We start from the raw sequence: 16,151 nt of genomic DNA on the forward strand, positions 1-16,151 counted from the left end.
TCCTTCGGGATTCGGGCTTCACGCGAGCCGCGATCGCTTGTTCAGGTAGGCCAGCAGGGCCACCTCGAAGGGGGTGTCGGTCGACAGCGGCACGTAGTCGATGTCGTGCTGCCGACACTCGCGGGCCAGACGACCACGCCAGCCACGGATGGCCTCCTGGTAGCTCTGCCGCAGGTGCCAGGGCTGGGTCCGCACCGGGTCGACCGTCTTCTCGGGATCGACGAACTTCGCCTCGCGGCCGATCTCCAGGTCGATCTCCCGCGGGTCGAGCAGGTGCATGACCAGCACCTCGTGCTGACGGTGCCGGAAGTGCTTCAGCCCCTGCAACACACGGTCGGGATCGTCGATCAGGTCGCTGATGATCACGATCAGGCCGCGCCTCCACACCATCTCGGCAATGCGATCGAGCACGCGGCCCACGTCGGTCTTCTCCCCCGCTTCGGCACGGTGCAGCACGGTGAGCAGATGATTGAGCTGACGTCGGCTGCTGCGCGGCGGGATCATGGTCCGCGGCGCGTCGTCGAAGGTGGCCAGCGCGACGGCGTCGTTCTGCTTGATCAACAGATAGCCCAGCGCCGCCGCGAGCAGCTTGCCGTAGCGGAGCTTGCTGATCCGCCCGGCCTCGGGCGTGGCGTCCATGCTGGCCGACACGTCGAGGAGGATCCGCGCCTGGAGGTTGGTCTCCTCCTGGAAGACCTTCACGTAGTGGCGATCGGTCTTCGCGTACACACGCCAGTCGATGTTCTGTGTGGACTCGCCGGGCTGGTACTGCCGGTATTCGGCGAATTCCACACTGAAACCGTGGTAGGGACTGCGGTGCAGACCCACCAGGAAACCCTCGACGAGGGTGCGAGCGATGAAGTCGAGCGCTCCGAGACGACTGACGACCTCGGGCTCGAGCATGCGGTCGGCTTCGGCCGCCACGATCAGTCTCCCGCCGCGGCGACGAGCTCACGGATCAGGTCGTCGGTGGTGACCCCTTCGGCCTCGGCGTGGAAGTTGGTCACCAGGCGATGGCGCAGCACCGGCAGGGCCACCGCGCGGACGTCGTCGATGGAAGGCGTGGGGCGCCCGTCGAGCGCGGCCCGTGCCTTCGAGCCCAGGATCAGGTACTGCGCGGCGCGCGGCCCGGCACCCCAGCTCAGGAACTCCTTCGCCTGCGGGTGCGCGTCGTCGGTGCGCGAACGGGTGAGACGGGTGAGCCGCACCGCGTATTCGACCACGTTGTCGGCAGCGGGCACGCCGCGCACGAGTCGCTGGAACTCGAGCACTTCCTCGCCCGTCATGACCGGTTCCACTCCGTCGCCGGGTGCGCCGGTGGTGCGGTGGACGACCTCGAGTTCCTCGGCGAGTTCCGGGTAGTCGATCCTGATGTTGAACATGAAGCGATCGAGCTGGGCCTCGGGCAGCGGATAGGTGCCCTCCTGCTCGATCGGGTTCTGCGTGGCGAGCACGAAGAAGGGGGGATCGAGATCGTAGGTCTTCCCGGCGATCGTCACCTGCCGCTCCTGCATGGCCTGCAGCAGGGCGGCCTGGGTCTTCGGCGGCGTCCGGTTGATCTCGTCGGCCAGAACGATGTTGGCGAAGATCGGGCCGCGGATGAACTGGAACACGCGTTGACCGGTGCTCTGGTCCTCCTCGAGCACCTCGCTGCCCGTGACGTCGCTGGGCATGAGGTCGGGCGTGAACTGGATCCGCTTGAACTCGAGGTTGAAGGCGCGCGCCACCGACGAGATCAGCAGGGTCTTGGCCAGGCCCGGCACCCCCTCGAGCAGCACGTGACCGCCGGCGAAGAGCGTGAGCAGGAGCTCGTCGATCACCTGCCGCTGGCCCACGATCGACTTGCCGATCTCCGAGTACAGGCGCTCGCGCAGGGCGCCCAGACGTTCCATGCGTTCCAGATCGTTGCTCACGCCGGTTCCACTTTCGGGCTCGGGAAGGGGACTGCGAAGCTAGCGGACCGATCGCGGCCCCACAAGGCGGCGCGTTGAGGGCCCGGCCGGGCTTTGCTAACGTTCTTCGTTCGGGCCCGCTCCGACCGCGGGCTGGACCCGGTCCAACGGTGCGCACCCCGTCCGGGTTCCCGGACCCGGACATCGCCGCCGGCGTGGACCCCCTCTCGGCCCTTCGACGGAATCCGCTCCGACGGATTCGATCGGATCACCCTACCATGATGGACCTACGTCGTGTCTTCACCCTGGCGGGTCTGTGCGTCGCGCTCGGCGCGGCGGGCTGCGGACCCGGCCCCGAGGCGACCGAGTTGCCCGAGCGCGTGCTCGTGGTCGCCGTGGAGTCGCTGAGCCCCGAACAGGTCGACCGCATGCTGGCCGACGACCGACTTCCCGTGCTCGGCCGGCTGATCGAACAGGGAGCGCGAGCCCGTCTGGTCGCTCCCGACCCACTCGATCCGGCCATGCTCTGGGCGACCGCGTTCACCGGGAAGAAGGCCCGCGAGCACGAGATGATGGGCGAGTTCGTGACCCTGCCGAGCGGAAAGCGATCGCTGCCCCCCAGTTCGATGCGGCAGTCGAAGACCTTCCTGCAGATCGCCGGCGACGCGGGACTCACCGTCGTGGGCGTCGGACTGCCCTTCTCCTGGCCGGCCGAAGTGCACAACGGAGCGCTCGTGACCCCGCAGGTCGCACCGAACCGCTGGACCGAGACCGCCGAGCATTCCTTCGAGGCCGAGCCCGGGGTCATGTCGACCTACCCGCCCGAACTGTACCGGGACGTGGCTCCATTGATCCGCTCGATCGACGACCTGCCCCGGGAGACGGCGACTTCGCTGTTCCGTCTGAACGAGAGCGAATACCGCATGCTCTACGACGAGCCCCTGGGCTCGATCTACGAGCTCGAGAACCCGCTGCGTGACATCGGACTCACGTTGCAGCGCGACCAGAGCTTCGTGGACGTCACGGCGATGCTCTCCGAGCAGTACCGGCCGGACGTGGCGGCGCTGCACCTGGAACTGCTGGAACCGGTGCAGCGTGTGTACTGGCCCTTCGCTCGCCCCGAGCGCTACCCGACGACCCCGGCCGAGAGCCGCCGGCGCTTCCGGGACACGGTCGCCGCGGCCTACCGTCGGGTCGACACGCAGATCGGCGAGCTCCTCGGAACCCTCCCCGAGGGCAGCACGGTGTGCGTGGTGGGGCAGCGGGGCTTCGGGGACGGACCCGACCCCAGGGATCCGGACGGCGGCCGCCCGGTGCCCCAGCCGACGAACGAGACGATGATGGTCCTGTGGGGACGTGGCGTGGAACGCGGGGTCGACCTCGGGCGCGCCCAGTTGATCGACGTCACGCCCACGCTGCTGCGTCTGATGGGTGTTCATCTCGGGTCCGACATGAGCGGTCGGGTCCTGCGGGACGCCCTGCTCGACGCCTTCGAGCAGGCCAATCCCGAGCGAACGCTGGCCAGCCACGACGAGGACTGGGATCCGTCCCAGCGCTATCCCGAGGCTCCGGGCGCACCGGTCCAGGAGGGCACGTCCCTTCCGGCGCCGGAGACGCCGACACCCGACGAGGGGAAGACACCGTGAACCGCGACGACCGCTTCGACGAGCTCGACGCCGAGATGCTCGACCTCGAGCGCGAGCTCGAGCGCGAGCTGGAGGACCTGCCCGGCTCCGACCGCGAGGACGCCCAGCGTCAGCCGCACGTCGGCTACGTGGTGCTCTACGCCACCGACGTCGAGGAGATGGCCGACTTCTACGAAGGCGTCTTCGGCTTCCCGCGCCGCTACGAGACGGGGTCGACCGTGGAGATGCTGGCCGGCACGATCGTGCTCGCCCTGACCGACGAGAACGAGTTGATCTCGACCCTCGGCCTCGACAGCCTGCCGCGGCCCTTCGAGGGCCGTGCCTCGCACACGATCCTGGTCGAGGACGTCGACCGCTGCTTCGAGGCCGCGGTCGCCCTCGGTGGGCAGGTCCTGCGCGAACCGCACGACACCGACTGGGGCATGCGTTCCTGCTGGGTGCGCGATCCGGCCGGCCACCTGCTCGAGATCGGCCGCCATCAGCGCTAGGCCGCGGCCCTCAGGCCTCGTCCTCGCGGCGTAGCGGAAGCTCCACCGCCGAGCGCAGGTGCAGGTCGCGCTGCGGGAAGGGGATCTCGATCCCGTCGGCCTTCAGGGCGTACCAGATCTCGAAGAGCAGCCGGCTGCGGACCTGCGGCAGCTTCCACGCGTCGTCGATCCACGAGCGCAGGGTGAAGTCGATCGAACTCTCGCCGAAGGCCTCGAAGAGGACTCCCGGCTCGGGCTCGGCGAGCACGTCGTCGCACGCGCGCGCCACCTCGAGCAGGATCTCGCGTACACGGTTGGGGTCGGAGCGATAGCTCACGCCGACCGGGACATCGACCCGCTTCAGCTCGTCGCCGTAGCTGTAGTTGATGACCTTGTTCTCGACCAGGATCGAGTTCGGCATGATCAGGTCGTCGCCCTCGCGGGTCCGCAGGACGCTCGCGCGCAATCCCACCCGCTGCACGCGGCCGTCGGTCCCGTCGACGGTGAGCACGTCGCCACGCTCGACGGTGCGCTCGAACAGAAGGATCAACCCGCTGGTGAAGTTGTTCACCACGTTCTGCAGACCGAAGCCGATGCCCACGCCCAGCGCACCGAAGGCGATCTTGAGCGTGGTCAGGTCGAAGCCCACGAACTCCACGCCGATGATCACGCCGAGCACGACCAGCGCGTAGCGCACCACCGTGCCGACGGCCTCGGCGACCGGCACTTCGATCCCCATGCGCGGCAGGACCCGGTGACCCAGCAGGGCCTGCACGATCCGGCCCACCACCGAAGCGCCGAGCACCACCGCGATGGCGAGCAGGATCGAGAACAGACTGATGGGCGTGTCGCCGGCCGTCACCAGCGGCCGCTGGATCACCCGGATCGTCGGGTCGAGCAGCTGGAGCTGCTGCAGGACCAGCAGGACGAAGAGCGTGGGAGCCACGACGCGCCGCAGCCGCCGACGGCGCGATCCGGGGGGCAGGACTTCGCGCAGGAGCTGGTTGACCAGCCGGAACACGAGGAAGAACCCCAGGATGGGCAGCACACCGCTGCTCTGTCCGACCCAGTCGGGGCGGAGATGACGCAGGACCTCCAGGCCCACGGCGCTGAACATGAGCGCCGCCAGTGGCCACACCACCACCCGGAGGAACCTTCGCAGAACACCCGTTTCACGCCGTTCGTCGGCGACATGCTCGGGGATCCGGTGGGTCAGCAGCAGAGAGAGCGGCCAGGTGAGCAGCGTGACCGCCAGCAGGATCCCCACTTCCCGGACCCATCCCGACGCGGCCAACCCACCCAGCAGTCCCGGAACCGATTCGATCGCGGTGGCAGCATCCAAGAGCGCGCGCTCCTCGCACCGGTGTGCTAGCATCGAAGATCGACGAACTCCGACACGGAGGTGGGCCCATGGCCACCACGGTCATCATCTCGCGAGACCCGGAACTGCATGCCTTCGCCGCTCGATCCGTTCCCGGCGACCTCACCTGGGTCGAGAACTGTGCCGATCTCGATTCCGCACTCAGCCTAGCGGTCACCCGCGTCCTCGTCGACTTGAACGTCGAGTGGGAAGAGGACCTGACCGGCTGCATCGCCCGCTGCAAGGAGCGCGGCGTGAAGTCCGTGGTCGCCTTCCTGCACGAGCGCAAGGGCGACGTGGCGATCCGGGCGCATCTGGCCGGTGCCGACCGCGTGATCTCGCAGGCACAGCTCGAGAAGGAGTGGGAGCACCTTACCTCGGCCGAGTCCGAGAACCGCGCCTAGGCCTCGCTCAGTCCTCGCCGCCGGTCAGCTTCGCGTGCTCGCGGCCGATCAGGACCGCGATGACGAGCCACAGCCCCACGAGCCCCAGATTGAACAGGGCGAAGCCCTTGGTCTCGAACGACAGCACGTTCAACCCCACGAAGACGAGGACCGCCGACAGCACGTCACCGGCTCGGACGAAGAACGAATCGATCGCCTGCTTCGCCTTGTACTTCTGTTCGCGCGTGGTCGGCAGGAAGAGCGCATGCCGCACCGTGTTCTGTAGCGAGTAGTCGGTGGCGTTCTCGGCCGTCTTGGCCCAGCGAACCACCGACAGCACGGGGTAGAAGGCCAGCAGGGCGTACCCGCCCATGGCGATCACCGGCAGGATCAACAGCGCGATGCGGATCCCGATGTATTTGAGGATGCGCGACACCAGGAAGAGCTGGATCGACAGGCTGAGGATGTTCACGATCTTGAAGAAGCTGCCGTAGAACTCTCCGATGTTCTCGCCGACCCACTGGTCGCGCTGGTCGGAGGGAATTCCCTGCTCCTCGGCTCGGGCTTCGATCGTGGTCTTCACCGTGTCGCCGAGGATGAACTCACCCGTGGTGTTCACCCAGTTCAGCAGGAGCATGAGAGTGGCGATCAGCAGCAGATATCGAGTCTTGAAGACCAGCGAGAAGCCGTTCTCACCGCGCAGAGCCTCCTTCGGGTCCTCTTCCTGGGTCTCGCTCCCGCCGGAGGACGAGCCCCGCGCCGGGCGCGGTCTCCGCGCCTCGCGCGACTCGATGAAGTTCGTGATCAACAGGGCCACCACGAGCAGAGCCGACGACACCAACAACAACTGGTCGAGTCCGATGGGCTCGATCAGGCGCTCGGTGATCAGGCTCCCCAGCACGGCGCCGAGCGACGCCCCGAAGGCCACGATCGCGAACAGGCGTTTGCCCTGGTCGGGTGTGTAGACGTCGTTCGCGAAGCTCCAGAACTGCGCCGGGACCATCAGGTTGAACACGCCGACCCACAGGAAGAAGCCCAGTCCCAGGACCAGGCTGCCCGGCCCCACCGCCTTGATCGCCAGGAAGAAGGCCAGCATGTTCAGGACGAAGAACACGGTGACCGTGTTGATGAGCTTGCGACGATCCACCCGGCTGGCCACCCACCCGTAGGCGGGCACGGCGCCGAGCAACAGCAGGGCCTGCCCCGCTGCCGCGTAGCTCTTCCATTCGGCTCCGTCCGGCGCGGCCAGGATCAGCGCCTCACGCACCGGCTTGATGATGTAGTAGGCGGTGAGGATCAGGAACACGTTGAGAGCGAGCAGGAGCACCACACCGCCCTCGCCCCGGCGCACGTCGGCGAAGAGACCGAGGAATCGCTCGAGAGAGCCGCGGTTGCGTTTCTCGATCTCCGGAGGCAGGTTCGAAGTCACGGCGATTCCTCGACAGGGGACTAGTTCTTCTCGCGATGCACTTCGACGACGCGACCGCTACGGCGGGCGATCCAGCTCCGGATCGAGGCGCTCCATCCCTCGCCCCTGTCGACCTGGACCTCGACCTCGACGAAGGGATACGCGCCGATCGATGCGTCGCGAACGCCCGCCGTGTCCAGCGAGACCACGGTGTGCTCCGACTCGACCCACTCGACGTCACCCGCGGGCTCGCGTTCCGCATCGACGGCGACGACTCGCGCCCGATAGCGCGGTGTACCCCCTGTTCCGGTGCGTACGTAGATGCCGCGTTCGTGTCCCAGGTCACGATACCGGAGCGTTCCGTTCTCGTGCACGAAGAAGTCCAGCGGCGGAATCACGTCGAACCATGCTCGGCAGATCCGATCCCGCCGATCGGCCAGGATCCTCGCGATCGCCCGAGCAGACCGGGAATCACGGTACCGCGCCTCCTCGCTCACGGCACGCAGGTGCTCGTCGGTGAAGGCCGAAAGGATCTTGGCCGCCCAGTACGCATCGCGTTCGGTCATCTGCATGAAGGCGGGGTTCTGGATCGGTGGCTCGAAACCTTGCGGCGTGAAGTGCTCGGCGTCGAACCAGCCGATCTCGGACGTACCGTCCGGACGCTCGACGAGGCGATAGTCGTCCTCGAGGAGCCCCAACGTCAGAGTCCGGCGGACCACGGCCTTGGGATCGAGAACGGCCTCCCAACCGAACTTCCGGATCGGACCGTATGCGCCTGTCCCCAACGTGCTGGCGAAGTCGATCAGATAGTGCCGCAGGTGGTGTCCGCCCTCCTCGTGCTCGATCAGCACGTCGAGGGTGTTCTGCTGCTTGGTGTCGAAGTGGTTCACCCATTCGGCGAAGACCTTCAACCCTCGCAGCTCACGACGGCGCTGGTGCTTGATCCGATCGTTCGGGTCGTCCGACCGGGTTCCCAGGTAGTCGAAGGGACCGACCGGTCGCCCGGGCAGGAACCTGGACGCAACGGCGCGGTAGAGTCCCGACGGCAACTGTTCCACGCGAGCCAGGATCTCATCGATGTCGGCGTAGTTCATCGGCCGTTCACCCCCGCCGGGCAGATCGAGCGTGGCATCGGGAGAAACGGACAGGTTGTCGCGGCGGAAGAAGACTATGTCGTCCTCGGGCACCCAGTAACCGATCGCGTGGAACAAGCGCTGACTGATCACAGCGGCCGCCGTGGGCATCACCGGATACTCGACGGGCCCGAACTTGATGAGATAGCGTTGCCCCGTCGCGTCCACGATCGTGAAGCCCGGAGTCACTCCCTCGGTCTTGGCCGCAACGATGGTCCACCCTCCTTCCCGGGAAGGACCGTCGGTCGTGTTCGGCCCGCGGGCGACCTCGTCCGCGGTCATGGGGTAGAGGCCGATTCGATTCGTGAACCAGCTCGAGTTCGGGACCTCACCGAGACGATTCACATTCGGCGCCGGCTTGTCGGCGCTCACGGCAGGGGCCAAGCGGCGTAGGTTCCGCACGGGATTCAGGTAGTATCCCGCCGGACGGAACACCGTCTCGTTCGCGAAGTCGTAGAACAGGTTGGGATCGCGGGTCTCCACCGGCGTTTCGAAGGGACGGCGGTCGTCGTCGTACCACGCCACGGGAGCATCACGGAGACGTTCCGCGGCCCCGACGACGGGACTCAGCGAGAGAACCGCGACGAGGAGGACGAGAAGACGGTCAGCGCGTGGGAATGGGCTCTCGGCCATCGTAGTAGGCTCTCCGATCGTACTGGAAGGTCTGGGATCCGCTCAGGCGGAAGATGGTGTCCTCGTCGCTCAGTCCCACCTCGAACCGTCCGACGAATCCGTTGCCGATCGACCATCGGGTCCCGAAACCGTAGGAATGGGTCAACTCGTCCAGGGCGATCTCCTCACGATTACCGAAAACCTGTCCGACGTCGTAGAAGCCGTAGGCATCGAGCGTGTTCGCGCCCGGATCCCGGTAGTCCCAGATCGGGTAGCGGTACTCCACCGAGGCCCCCGTGATGCCCCGATCGCGGAAGCGGAAATCCTCGTAGCCCCGGAACAGGTCCGGATCGTCGTTGGTGAGGAGTCGATCGAAGTGGACGGCCTCACCGTTGCTGTCGATGAAGGAGTAGAACCCACGTAGAGCGACGGCCCGATCCCACCAGAGATCCATGAAGGCTTCGGCTTCTGCGCGGTAGTTGAAGAAGTCCGCCTGCGACTCGTCGTCGGGGGTGAAGTACCCGAGCTCGAGGCGCGTCACGGTACCGGACAGGGGCCGTCCGTCTCCGCGGGTCGTATCACGCAGGAGTCCGAGCGCGAAGCCGAGGCCGTCCGCCGGCTGCCCGAATCCAGTCGGGAGCCGGCCGTCGAAGGTGTCGCGAACGGACCGGTCGTCGCTCAACGGCCCCCGCGACCGCAGGGTCGTGTAGTTGAACTCGCCGACGAGCGATAGGTCGCCCGCCCCGAGCGTATGCCGGACTTCGGCACCGATCCACGCGACTTCGCGAGCATAGTAGCTCTCGGAGTCGTCGTCGGAACCCGGGCCGAGGCCGAAGAAGCGGGCTCGTCCCTGAAGCCGATAGCCTCCGCCGAACTCGATCGAGTTACCTTGGGGCGTGTCGAACAACATGCCCGCGTAGGCTCGACTGGACTCCCGGGACCCGATTTCCCCGCCGAACTTCAGGCGGTTCCCGGGTCGGCCGACGGCATCGTGGAAGAACGACAAGCCGAGCGTGGTCCCGCTCACCTGGCCCGCGGAGGCGCCGACCGAGAGACCCCACGGAAGGCCGATGGGAAACAGGAACCTGCGGACCTTGTGGATGACATCGGATTCGTCGACCCAGATCATGGTGGCCTTGGCGCCGGCACGGGCGACCTCGAACGGAGCCCGAACGACGAACCAGGCGCCGTCGACCGGATACTCCCACAGCGCACGCGGTGTGTCTTCGTAGCGGATTCGGGTCGAGTCGGCCGGAGCGGGGATCTCACCCCAGTAGCTCACCGTCGTGGCCGATTCGGGCTCCGAGGGCTCCGAGGGCTCCGTGGAAAGGGCGGAATGCGCCGGGATCGATGTCAGGAGGAGCAATAGACAGGGTGTCACGAGGCCTGCGTGCACGAGAAGTCCCCGATTTCCGGTATGGGGTTCACACATCGACCGAATCGCCCGATGATGCGAGGAGCCTAACGCATCGTGCAGGAGTTGCAATATGCTCCCCCCGGCGGTCCTCCGGATTGCTGGTTCTCCTGTCACGCACTGGAATGCCGACGCGGCCCTCGCCGTTGCATGCCGAACCTGTCACAGACGAGGTGATCCATGAGGAAACGATTCCTGCTCGTCCTACTCGTGGTTGCTCTCGGGCTCGCCGGTCCGGCTCTGGCCGGCGGGCTCGTGTCCGGCCCCTGGCCCACGAGCAGCGACCGGCCCGTGGAGCCGTGCCCGCATCCCTCGCTGGCCGAGCGTGCCGAGGAACTCGCCGCCGACCTCGACCGCGGCTTCCGCCTGGTCGTCTTCGGCGACCAGCGCGCCCTGGCCGACGGCGAGTGGCAGGCGATGAACCAGCTGATCCGCGCCCGCGAGGACCGCGAACGCCACGAGCTCCCGCTGCTCGGCGTGATCGACACCGGCGACATCGTCGACGACGGCAGCCACACCGACCAGTTCCACATGTTGACCGACATCCTGTCGCCCCTGCGAGGCTGGCCCTACCTGGTCGGCATCGGCAACCACGAGGTCGACAACAACCGCCCCGGGCCGGCGCGTCGGCACACCGTGGAGTATCTGGGGGGAATGATCGGCGACCTGCCCGACCAGGCCGAGGAGTTCGCCCTGCGCGAGAACCGCCTGTACTACCGTGTCGACGTCGGCGGCGTGCGGATCCTGTCCCTCGACACCAACGACCTCGTCTACGGCCCCGAGGGCGACCGCGCCGACGATCCCGGCCTCACCTACCGGGGGCGCAACCAGTTGCGCTGGTTGGTGGAGCAACTCGAGGACGACCGCGGAGCGCACACCACCGTGGTCCTCTGCCACCATCCCTTCGTACACTCCAGCCGCAAACACCGGGGGCAGGCCCGCAAGATGTGGAGCCTGCGCTACGGCGGACGCACCCTGCCCGAGATCCTCGCGGTTCACGACGTCGACCTGGTCCTCGTGGGCCACACCCACACCTACGAGCGCTTCCGCCTCACCCACCGCGACGGCGGCAGCTTCCAGGTGATGAACATCAGCGGTCGGCCGCGGAACAGCTTCGCCTGGTTCGGCGCCGACGCGCGACGGGCGCGGGACATCGCGGGCGTGGAGCGCGACTACTTCGCCGACGCGGGCTGGACGGGTCTCGACGTGTGGTCGATCGAACAGCTCGACGCCATGATCGGCGAGGAGGAGAACCAGTGGGCGGAGGTGCGGATCACGCCCGGGGGCGTCGAGGCCGAGGTGTTCTTCCTCGTGGACGAGGGCGCCGGCGGCGTGCGGCGCGGCGATGCGTTCGTGATCGAGTAGGGGCGTGCGCCGCAGGAGCGTAGCACGCGAAGGTCGGCGCGGTCGGCTTCCGATGAGCAAGCCCTCTTCGCCAACTTCCATCGGGCCGCGTCGCCGTCCTTCGTCCTCGGCGATGTAGGCACGGCCCGTCTCGCATTCCGAAGTAGCTGTCGCTGTCGTGGTCGCTGCCGGCCTCGTCCTTGTAGGTCCGGCTGAAGGTGACGCTGTAGAAGGCGCCGTTCTCGCCCGGGTTCTTCCAGATCGTGGCCTCGAGGTTGCCGTCTCTGAGGGTGTCGATGGGTGTGTTCGCCATGGGATGCTCCTTCGTTGGCGGTTGATATGCCTGGCCGAAAGGCGCGGCTCTCAGCGATCGGTGACAAGGGTTTGGCGCGGGCCGGCGCGCAGCGCCCACTCGGGCCCTTGCACCGAGAGCGGCTGCGCCAGGATCAAGGCATTTCCTCAACCCTCCCTCGAGAACGAGCTCACGTGCAACCGCGTCGAGACCTAGGGAGCCCTTTGGCCGCCAGAGCCACGCATTGACATGAATACCTTTTTGTGGTACTTTTTGGTATATAGTACTAGCTCAAGGGAGGCCACCATGACAAAGAACACAAGCATCACGCTCGGCGATCACTTCAACGAGTTCATCGGTGCACAAATCGATTCCGGACGATACGGCAACGCCAGTGAGGTCGTGCGGGCAGGACTGCGTCTGCTCGAAGAACATGAGCGGAAGGTCGAGGCCTTGCGTAAGGCGCTCGAGGACGGCGCAGAGAGCGGCGATGCCGGTCCTCTGGACTTCGACGAGATCCGACGCGCGGCGCGCGAACAGCTAGGTCTGCCATCGGCTCATGCGTAGATCGATCGTCAAGGACCGGGCCGCAGAAACCGACCTGGTCGAGATCTGGGTCTACTCCTATCAGACCTGGGGCGAAGCTCAGGCGGAACGCTACCTCTCAGCCTTGGAGAGCGGCGTCACGAGAATCGCGAGCGCCCCGGAGGCCGGCACCCCACGGCGCGAGCTTCGTGAGGGGTATTGGTCGAAGGCCGTCGAGCACCACGTGATCTTCTACACGTTCACGGAGGATGAGCTGCGGGTCCGGCGCGTGCTGCACGAAGTCATGGATGCGCCGCGGCATATCGAGACGGACGATCGGCTGCAGTAGGCGCAGCGTACGGCGCCAAGCGTTCCATGCCCTGATCACCGAGGGCGTGTTCCACGATCCGCGCAGTGCGACCCCCTCCTTCGAGTGGGTCGCCGGCTGGGACGTCGCGGCCATCGCCGAGCTGTTCCGACGCCGTGTCCTCGCCCGCCTGCGCCAGGCCCGACGCCTGCGAGAACACACCGAGCAGATGCTGCTGTCGTGGGAGCACTCGGGCTTCAGCGTGTGGGCCGGCGAGCCCATCCGGCCCGGCGACACCGAGCGGCAGGAGCACGTCGCCCGCTACGTCACCCGCGCCCCGTGCGTCTCGACGCCATCGAGCGCAAGGGTCAGGGCAAGGTCCTCGTCCAGACCCCCTACGACCCGCGCACCGGGCAGCGCACCCTCGAGCTCGACGACCTCGAACTCATCCGGCGGCTGTGCGCGCAGATCCCTGCTCCACGTCAGCACCTCGTTCGTTACTTCGGGTGGTATTCGTCACGTGCGCGCGGCGATCGCGCCCGGAGGAAGAGCGGAGAAGGCGACAGTGGTGCGCCGCGCTCCGAGGTCCGCACCGACACCGAACACCGGGACGACTCCCCCGCCGCGAGGTCGCGGCGTCGGAGTTGGGCGCGTCTCCTGCGCAGGATCTTCGAGATCGACCCGCTGCTCTGCCCCCAATGTGGCGTCGAGATGAAACGTGTCGCCGTGATCCAGGACGTCGGCGTCGTCGACCGGATCCTCGCCCACCTGCGCCGCATCGGTGGCAACGATCCGTGGGAAGGGACCGCGCAACGCGGGCCGCCAGCGGGTGTGCCGGGGAGCGCCGACACGCATGGATCCAGCGTCGTCACGGGCGAAACCGAGCGCTGTGCCGACACTACCGAGGAAGTGTCCAAGGGCCGTTCCGAGGAGACGCGGCTCGAGAAGATGCCGCGCTTGCAGCGCTCACTCGACGGTTAGAACGACTTTCCCACGGTGCTCCGCGCGCAGGAAGTACGCCAGCCGCTCTCGCAGCTCGGAAAAGGGGTAAGGACCATCGATCCGCGGCTTGAGCACGCCTTCGACGGCGAGGTCCCGGAATTTCGCGAGCCCGTAGTTGATCTCCTGTGCCACGACGATCAGCCGCCTGCCGCCCAGCGGGCGTTTGAGAAGCCCGAGAATCGCCAGCGCGAAGAACCGGGGCATGGAACCGCCGACGGTGACGTAGCGCCCGCTCGGTTTCAGCGCGCGCAGGTAGGCAGCGGGCCAGCGTTTCGTCCTCGTGTCCAGTATCAGGTCGTAGCGCGAGCCGGTACGAGTGAAGTCGGTCCGGCGATAGTCGAGCACCTCGTCGAACCCGGCGTCCCGCATGTCCGGCAACTTCGATGCAGAGTCGACACCGGTAATCCGCACCGAACGACGTTTCCTGAGTAGCTGTAGCGCCAGTATTCCCATTCCACCGCCGGCGCCGTTGATCAAGATTTCCATGCCGTCAGCGGGCTCCCCAGCCTCGATGGACTGCAGGGCGAGCGTTCCGGCCTGGGGCAGGGCCGCAGCGTCAACGAAATCCATCTCTGACGACATGCGCGCCAGCGCCGACTCGTCGCAACACACGTACTCGGCGAACCCTCCGAACGTACCCGTCAAGTCACCGAAGACGCGGTCGCCGGGCCTGAATCGACCGACACCCGGCCCTACCGAATCGACTTCACCGGCGATGTCACAGCCGGGTATCGGATACTTCGGTCGGCGCAGCCCGGTGAATAACCTCACGAAGAGCGGCTTGCCGGTGATCAGCGCGTAATCGGTGTCATTGAGACCGATCGCACGAATCCGCACCCGGACCTCTCCCGCTGCTGGCTCGGGAACGGGCACCTCCTTGATCTCGAGATTTTCGAGGTCCCCGTATCGCGAAACAACGCCAGCCTGCATTGTGCGTCCCCGTTCGAAACAAGAGCATCGAGAATAGGAGATAACACCACCATTTCCAAGTGCCCTCTGAAAAGCCAGGAACGCAAGCAGTTAGTGCACCATCTCTTCTGTAAATCCGCTCAGCCTGCAGCCTCGGCAACGAGAGCTTGAGCAGGTGGGCCACGTCGTGTCTCTTGTTGGTGAGTCTCAAATCATCAACAAGGAGAGTACGATCATGACCCACCCCGAGCAGCATACGGCGATCCAGAGCGCGTTGGAAGCCCTCGTCGAGGAAGGCTTCGACGGAATGGCCACGGCGATGCAGATTCTCTTCAACGAGGCGATGAAGATCGAGCGTAGCCAGTTCCTGGACGCGGCACCGAACGAGCGTACGGAGACGCGCCGGGGCTACGCGAACGGCTTCAAGCCGAAGACCGTGAAGAGCCGGATCGGAGAGATCGCGCTGCGGATTCCGCAGGTGCGCGAGGCCGAGGCGCCGTTCTACCCGCAATCGCTCGAGCGCGGGCTGCGTAGCGAGCGTGCTCTGAAGCTCTCGATCGCAGAGATGTACGTCCAGGGCGTGTCGACGCGCAAGGTGAAGGCGATTGCCGAACAGCTGTGTGGCACGGAGATCAGCTCGGTCGAGGTGAGTCGTGCCGCGAAGCTCCTGGACGAGGAGCTGAGCGCCTGGCGCGAGCGCGAGCTCGGCGCCATTCCCTACCTGGTCCTCGACGCGCGCTACGAGAAGGTCCGCTACGCCGGCAGCGTGGTCGACTGTGCCGTGCTGATCGCGAAAGGCATCCGGCCGGACGGGAAGCGCACGATTCTGGGTACGAGCGTGTCGCTGAGCGAGGCCGAGGTCCACTGGCGTGCGTTCCTGGAGTCGCTCCAGGACCGCGGGATGCACGGCGTCGAGCTCGTCGTGAGCGACGATCACGCGGGCATCAAGGCGGCTCTGAAGGCCCGTCTGACCGGCGTGCCGTGGCAGAGATGCCAGTTTCACCTGCAGCGCAATGCAGCGGCCTACGTCGCGAAGAAGGATCAGCGGGCGGCAGTGGCTGCGGACATTCGCGGGGTGTTCAATGCGTCGACTCGAGTGCAGGCCGAGGAGATGCTACGCCAGGCCGTCACGAAGTACCGCAAGAGCGCACCGAAGCTGGCCGAGTGGATGGAGACCAACATCCCGGAAGGCCTGACGGTGCTCGACGAGAAGCTCAACCTGAGCGAGGTCGCGCGTCGCCGCCTCCGGACGACGAACGGTCTCGAACGCGTGAACAAGGAGATCAAGCGACGCACACGCGTCGCAACGCTGTTTCCGAACGAGCAGTCCCTACTGCGGCTGGTGAGCGCCCTGCTGATGGAGATCAGCGAGGAGTGGGAGACCGGCCGCGTCTACATCGCCAACGAGGACGGCGACTCGGCTTGAGGGAATTTACAGAAGAGGGGTTGCTCTATCC

General features: G+C 66.6%; 15 protein-coding genes. 8 read left to right on the forward strand and 7 right to left on the reverse strand.

Annotated elements, in window-relative coordinates:
- Positions 1 to 18: 18 nt before the first annotated feature.
- Together VKA86_06825 and VKA86_06830 are read right to left on the reverse strand one after the other, a co-directional pair.
- On the reverse strand, positions 19 to 924 hold the full coding sequence (locus VKA86_06825; GenBank protein HKK70912.1) for a DUF58 domain-containing protein: 906 nt from the start codon (positions 922 to 924) through the stop codon (positions 19 to 21).
- Positions 925 to 926: 2 nt separating this feature from the next.
- Complete coding sequence (locus VKA86_06830; protein HKK70913.1) at positions 927 to 1,892, reverse strand: MoxR family ATPase; 966 nt, start codon at positions 1,890 to 1,892, stop codon at positions 927 to 929.
- Positions 1,893 to 2,170: 278 nt separating this feature from the next.
- On the opposite strand from VKA86_06830, the gene VKA86_06835 reads away from it, so the two are divergent.
- Together VKA86_06835 and VKA86_06840 are read left to right on the forward strand one after the other, a co-directional pair.
- Positions 2,171 to 3,538: an alkaline phosphatase family protein gene (locus VKA86_06835; protein HKK70914.1), complete on the forward strand. Its 1,368-nt coding sequence runs from the start codon at positions 2,171 to 2,173 to the stop codon at positions 3,536 to 3,538.
- Complete coding sequence (locus VKA86_06840; GenBank protein ID HKK70915.1) at positions 3,535 to 4,026, forward strand: VOC family protein; 492 nt, start codon at positions 3,535 to 3,537, stop codon at positions 4,024 to 4,026. Before VKA86_06835 ends, VKA86_06840 begins: the two co-directional genes overlap by 4 nt.
- Before the next feature lie 10 nt (positions 4,027 to 4,036).
- On the opposite strand, the gene VKA86_06845 is transcribed toward VKA86_06840, so the two are convergent.
- Positions 4,037 to 5,347, reverse strand: a complete 1,311-nt coding sequence (locus tag VKA86_06845) for a mechanosensitive ion channel domain-containing protein (GenBank protein ID HKK70916.1) — start codon at positions 5,345 to 5,347, stop codon at positions 4,037 to 4,039.
- 68 nt (positions 5,348 to 5,415) lie between these two features.
- Between VKA86_06845 and VKA86_06850 the strand changes: the two genes are divergently transcribed.
- On the forward strand, positions 5,416 to 5,769 hold the full coding sequence (locus VKA86_06850; GenBank protein ID HKK70917.1) for a hypothetical protein: 354 nt from the start codon (positions 5,416 to 5,418) through the stop codon (positions 5,767 to 5,769).
- 7 nt (positions 5,770 to 5,776) lie between these two features.
- On the opposite strand, the gene VKA86_06855 is transcribed toward VKA86_06850, so the two are convergent.
- From VKA86_06855 to VKA86_06865, 3 genes are read right to left on the reverse strand one after another with little or no spacing between them, the layout of a single operon-like run.
- Positions 5,777 to 7,177 (reverse strand): MFS transporter, encoded by a 1,401-nt coding sequence (locus VKA86_06855; protein HKK70918.1) that lies wholly within the window; start codon positions 7,175 to 7,177, stop codon positions 5,777 to 5,779.
- A gap of 20 nt (positions 7,178 to 7,197) precedes the next feature.
- Positions 7,198 to 8,922, reverse strand: a complete 1,725-nt coding sequence (locus tag VKA86_06860) for a hypothetical protein (protein HKK70919.1) — start codon at positions 8,920 to 8,922, stop codon at positions 7,198 to 7,200.
- Positions 8,894 to 10,183 carry a hypothetical protein gene (locus VKA86_06865; protein ID HKK70920.1) on the reverse strand — a complete coding sequence of 430 codons (1,290 nt, stop codon included), beginning with the start codon at positions 10,181 to 10,183 and terminating at the stop codon, positions 8,894 to 8,896. Before VKA86_06865 ends, VKA86_06860 begins: the two co-directional genes overlap by 29 nt.
- Positions 10,184 to 10,495: 312 nt before the next feature.
- Between VKA86_06865 and VKA86_06870 the strand changes: the two genes are divergently transcribed.
- The 4 genes from VKA86_06870 to VKA86_06885 all read left to right on the forward strand — a co-directional run bounded on the left by VKA86_06870 (position 10,496) and on the right by VKA86_06885 (position 13,764).
- On the forward strand, positions 10,496 to 11,680 hold the full coding sequence (locus VKA86_06870; GenBank protein ID HKK70921.1) for a metallophosphoesterase: 1,185 nt from the start codon (positions 10,496 to 10,498) through the stop codon (positions 11,678 to 11,680).
- A 577-nt stretch (positions 11,681 to 12,257) separates the two neighbouring features.
- Entirely contained in the window at positions 12,258 to 12,518 is a 261-nt protein-coding gene (locus VKA86_06875) for a type II toxin-antitoxin system ParD family antitoxin (protein HKK70922.1), read from the forward strand.
- Positions 12,511 to 12,825 (forward strand): type II toxin-antitoxin system RelE/ParE family toxin, encoded by a 315-nt coding sequence (locus VKA86_06880; GenBank protein ID HKK70923.1) that lies wholly within the window; start codon positions 12,511 to 12,513, stop codon positions 12,823 to 12,825. Before VKA86_06875 ends, VKA86_06880 begins: the two co-directional genes overlap by 8 nt.
- A 297-nt stretch (positions 12,826 to 13,122) precedes the next feature.
- Complete coding sequence (locus VKA86_06885) at positions 13,123 to 13,764, forward strand: transposase (GenBank protein ID HKK70924.1); 642 nt, start codon at positions 13,123 to 13,125, stop codon at positions 13,762 to 13,764.
- Here the strand turns inward: VKA86_06885 and VKA86_06890 are convergent.
- On the reverse strand, positions 13,750 to 14,715 hold the full coding sequence (locus tag VKA86_06890) for an NAD(P)-dependent alcohol dehydrogenase (protein ID HKK70925.1): 966 nt from the start codon (positions 14,713 to 14,715) through the stop codon (positions 13,750 to 13,752). The genes VKA86_06885 and VKA86_06890 overlap by 15 nt on opposite strands.
- Positions 14,716 to 14,929: 214 nt before the next feature.
- On the opposite strand from VKA86_06890, the gene VKA86_06895 reads away from it, so the two are divergent.
- On the forward strand, positions 14,930 to 16,120 hold the full coding sequence (locus tag VKA86_06895; GenBank protein HKK70926.1) for an IS256 family transposase: 1,191 nt from the start codon (positions 14,930 to 14,932) through the stop codon (positions 16,118 to 16,120).
- The last annotated feature ends 31 nt before the right edge of the window (positions 16,121 to 16,151 follow it).

The organism is Candidatus Krumholzibacteriia bacterium, assembly GCA_035268685.1.
GTDB lineage: Bacteria > Krumholzibacteriota > Krumholzibacteriia > JAJRXK01 > JAJRXK01 > JAJRXK01.

Bases quoted from the DNA above. Each gene is read 5' to 3' on its own strand.
- VKA86_06830 (HKK70913.1), bottom strand. From the start codon at position 1,892: ATGGAACGTCTGGGCGCCCTGCGCGAGCGCCTGTACTCGGAGATCGGC.
- VKA86_06835 (HKK70914.1), top strand. From the start codon at position 2,171: ATGATGGACCTACGTCGTGTCTTCACCCTGGCGGGTCTGTGCGTCGCG.
- VKA86_06850 (HKK70917.1), top strand. From the start codon at position 5,416: ATGGCCACCACGGTCATCATCTCGCGAGACCCGGAACTGCATGCCTTC.
- VKA86_06860 (HKK70919.1), bottom strand. From the start codon at position 8,922: ATGGCCGAGAGCCCATTCCCACGCGCTGACCGTCTTCTCGTCCTCCTC.
- VKA86_06870 (HKK70921.1), top strand. From the start codon at position 10,496: ATGAGGAAACGATTCCTGCTCGTCCTACTCGTGGTTGCTCTCGGGCTC.
- VKA86_06875 (HKK70922.1), top strand. From the start codon at position 12,258: ATGACAAAGAACACAAGCATCACGCTCGGCGATCACTTCAACGAGTTC.
- VKA86_06880 (HKK70923.1), top strand. From the start codon at position 12,511: ATGCGTAGATCGATCGTCAAGGACCGGGCCGCAGAAACCGACCTGGTC.
- VKA86_06890 (HKK70925.1), bottom strand. From the start codon at position 14,715: ATGCAGGCTGGCGTTGTTTCGCGATACGGGGACCTCGAAAATCTCGAG.
- VKA86_06895 (HKK70926.1), top strand. From the start codon at position 14,930: ATGACCCACCCCGAGCAGCATACGGCGATCCAGAGCGCGTTGGAAGCC.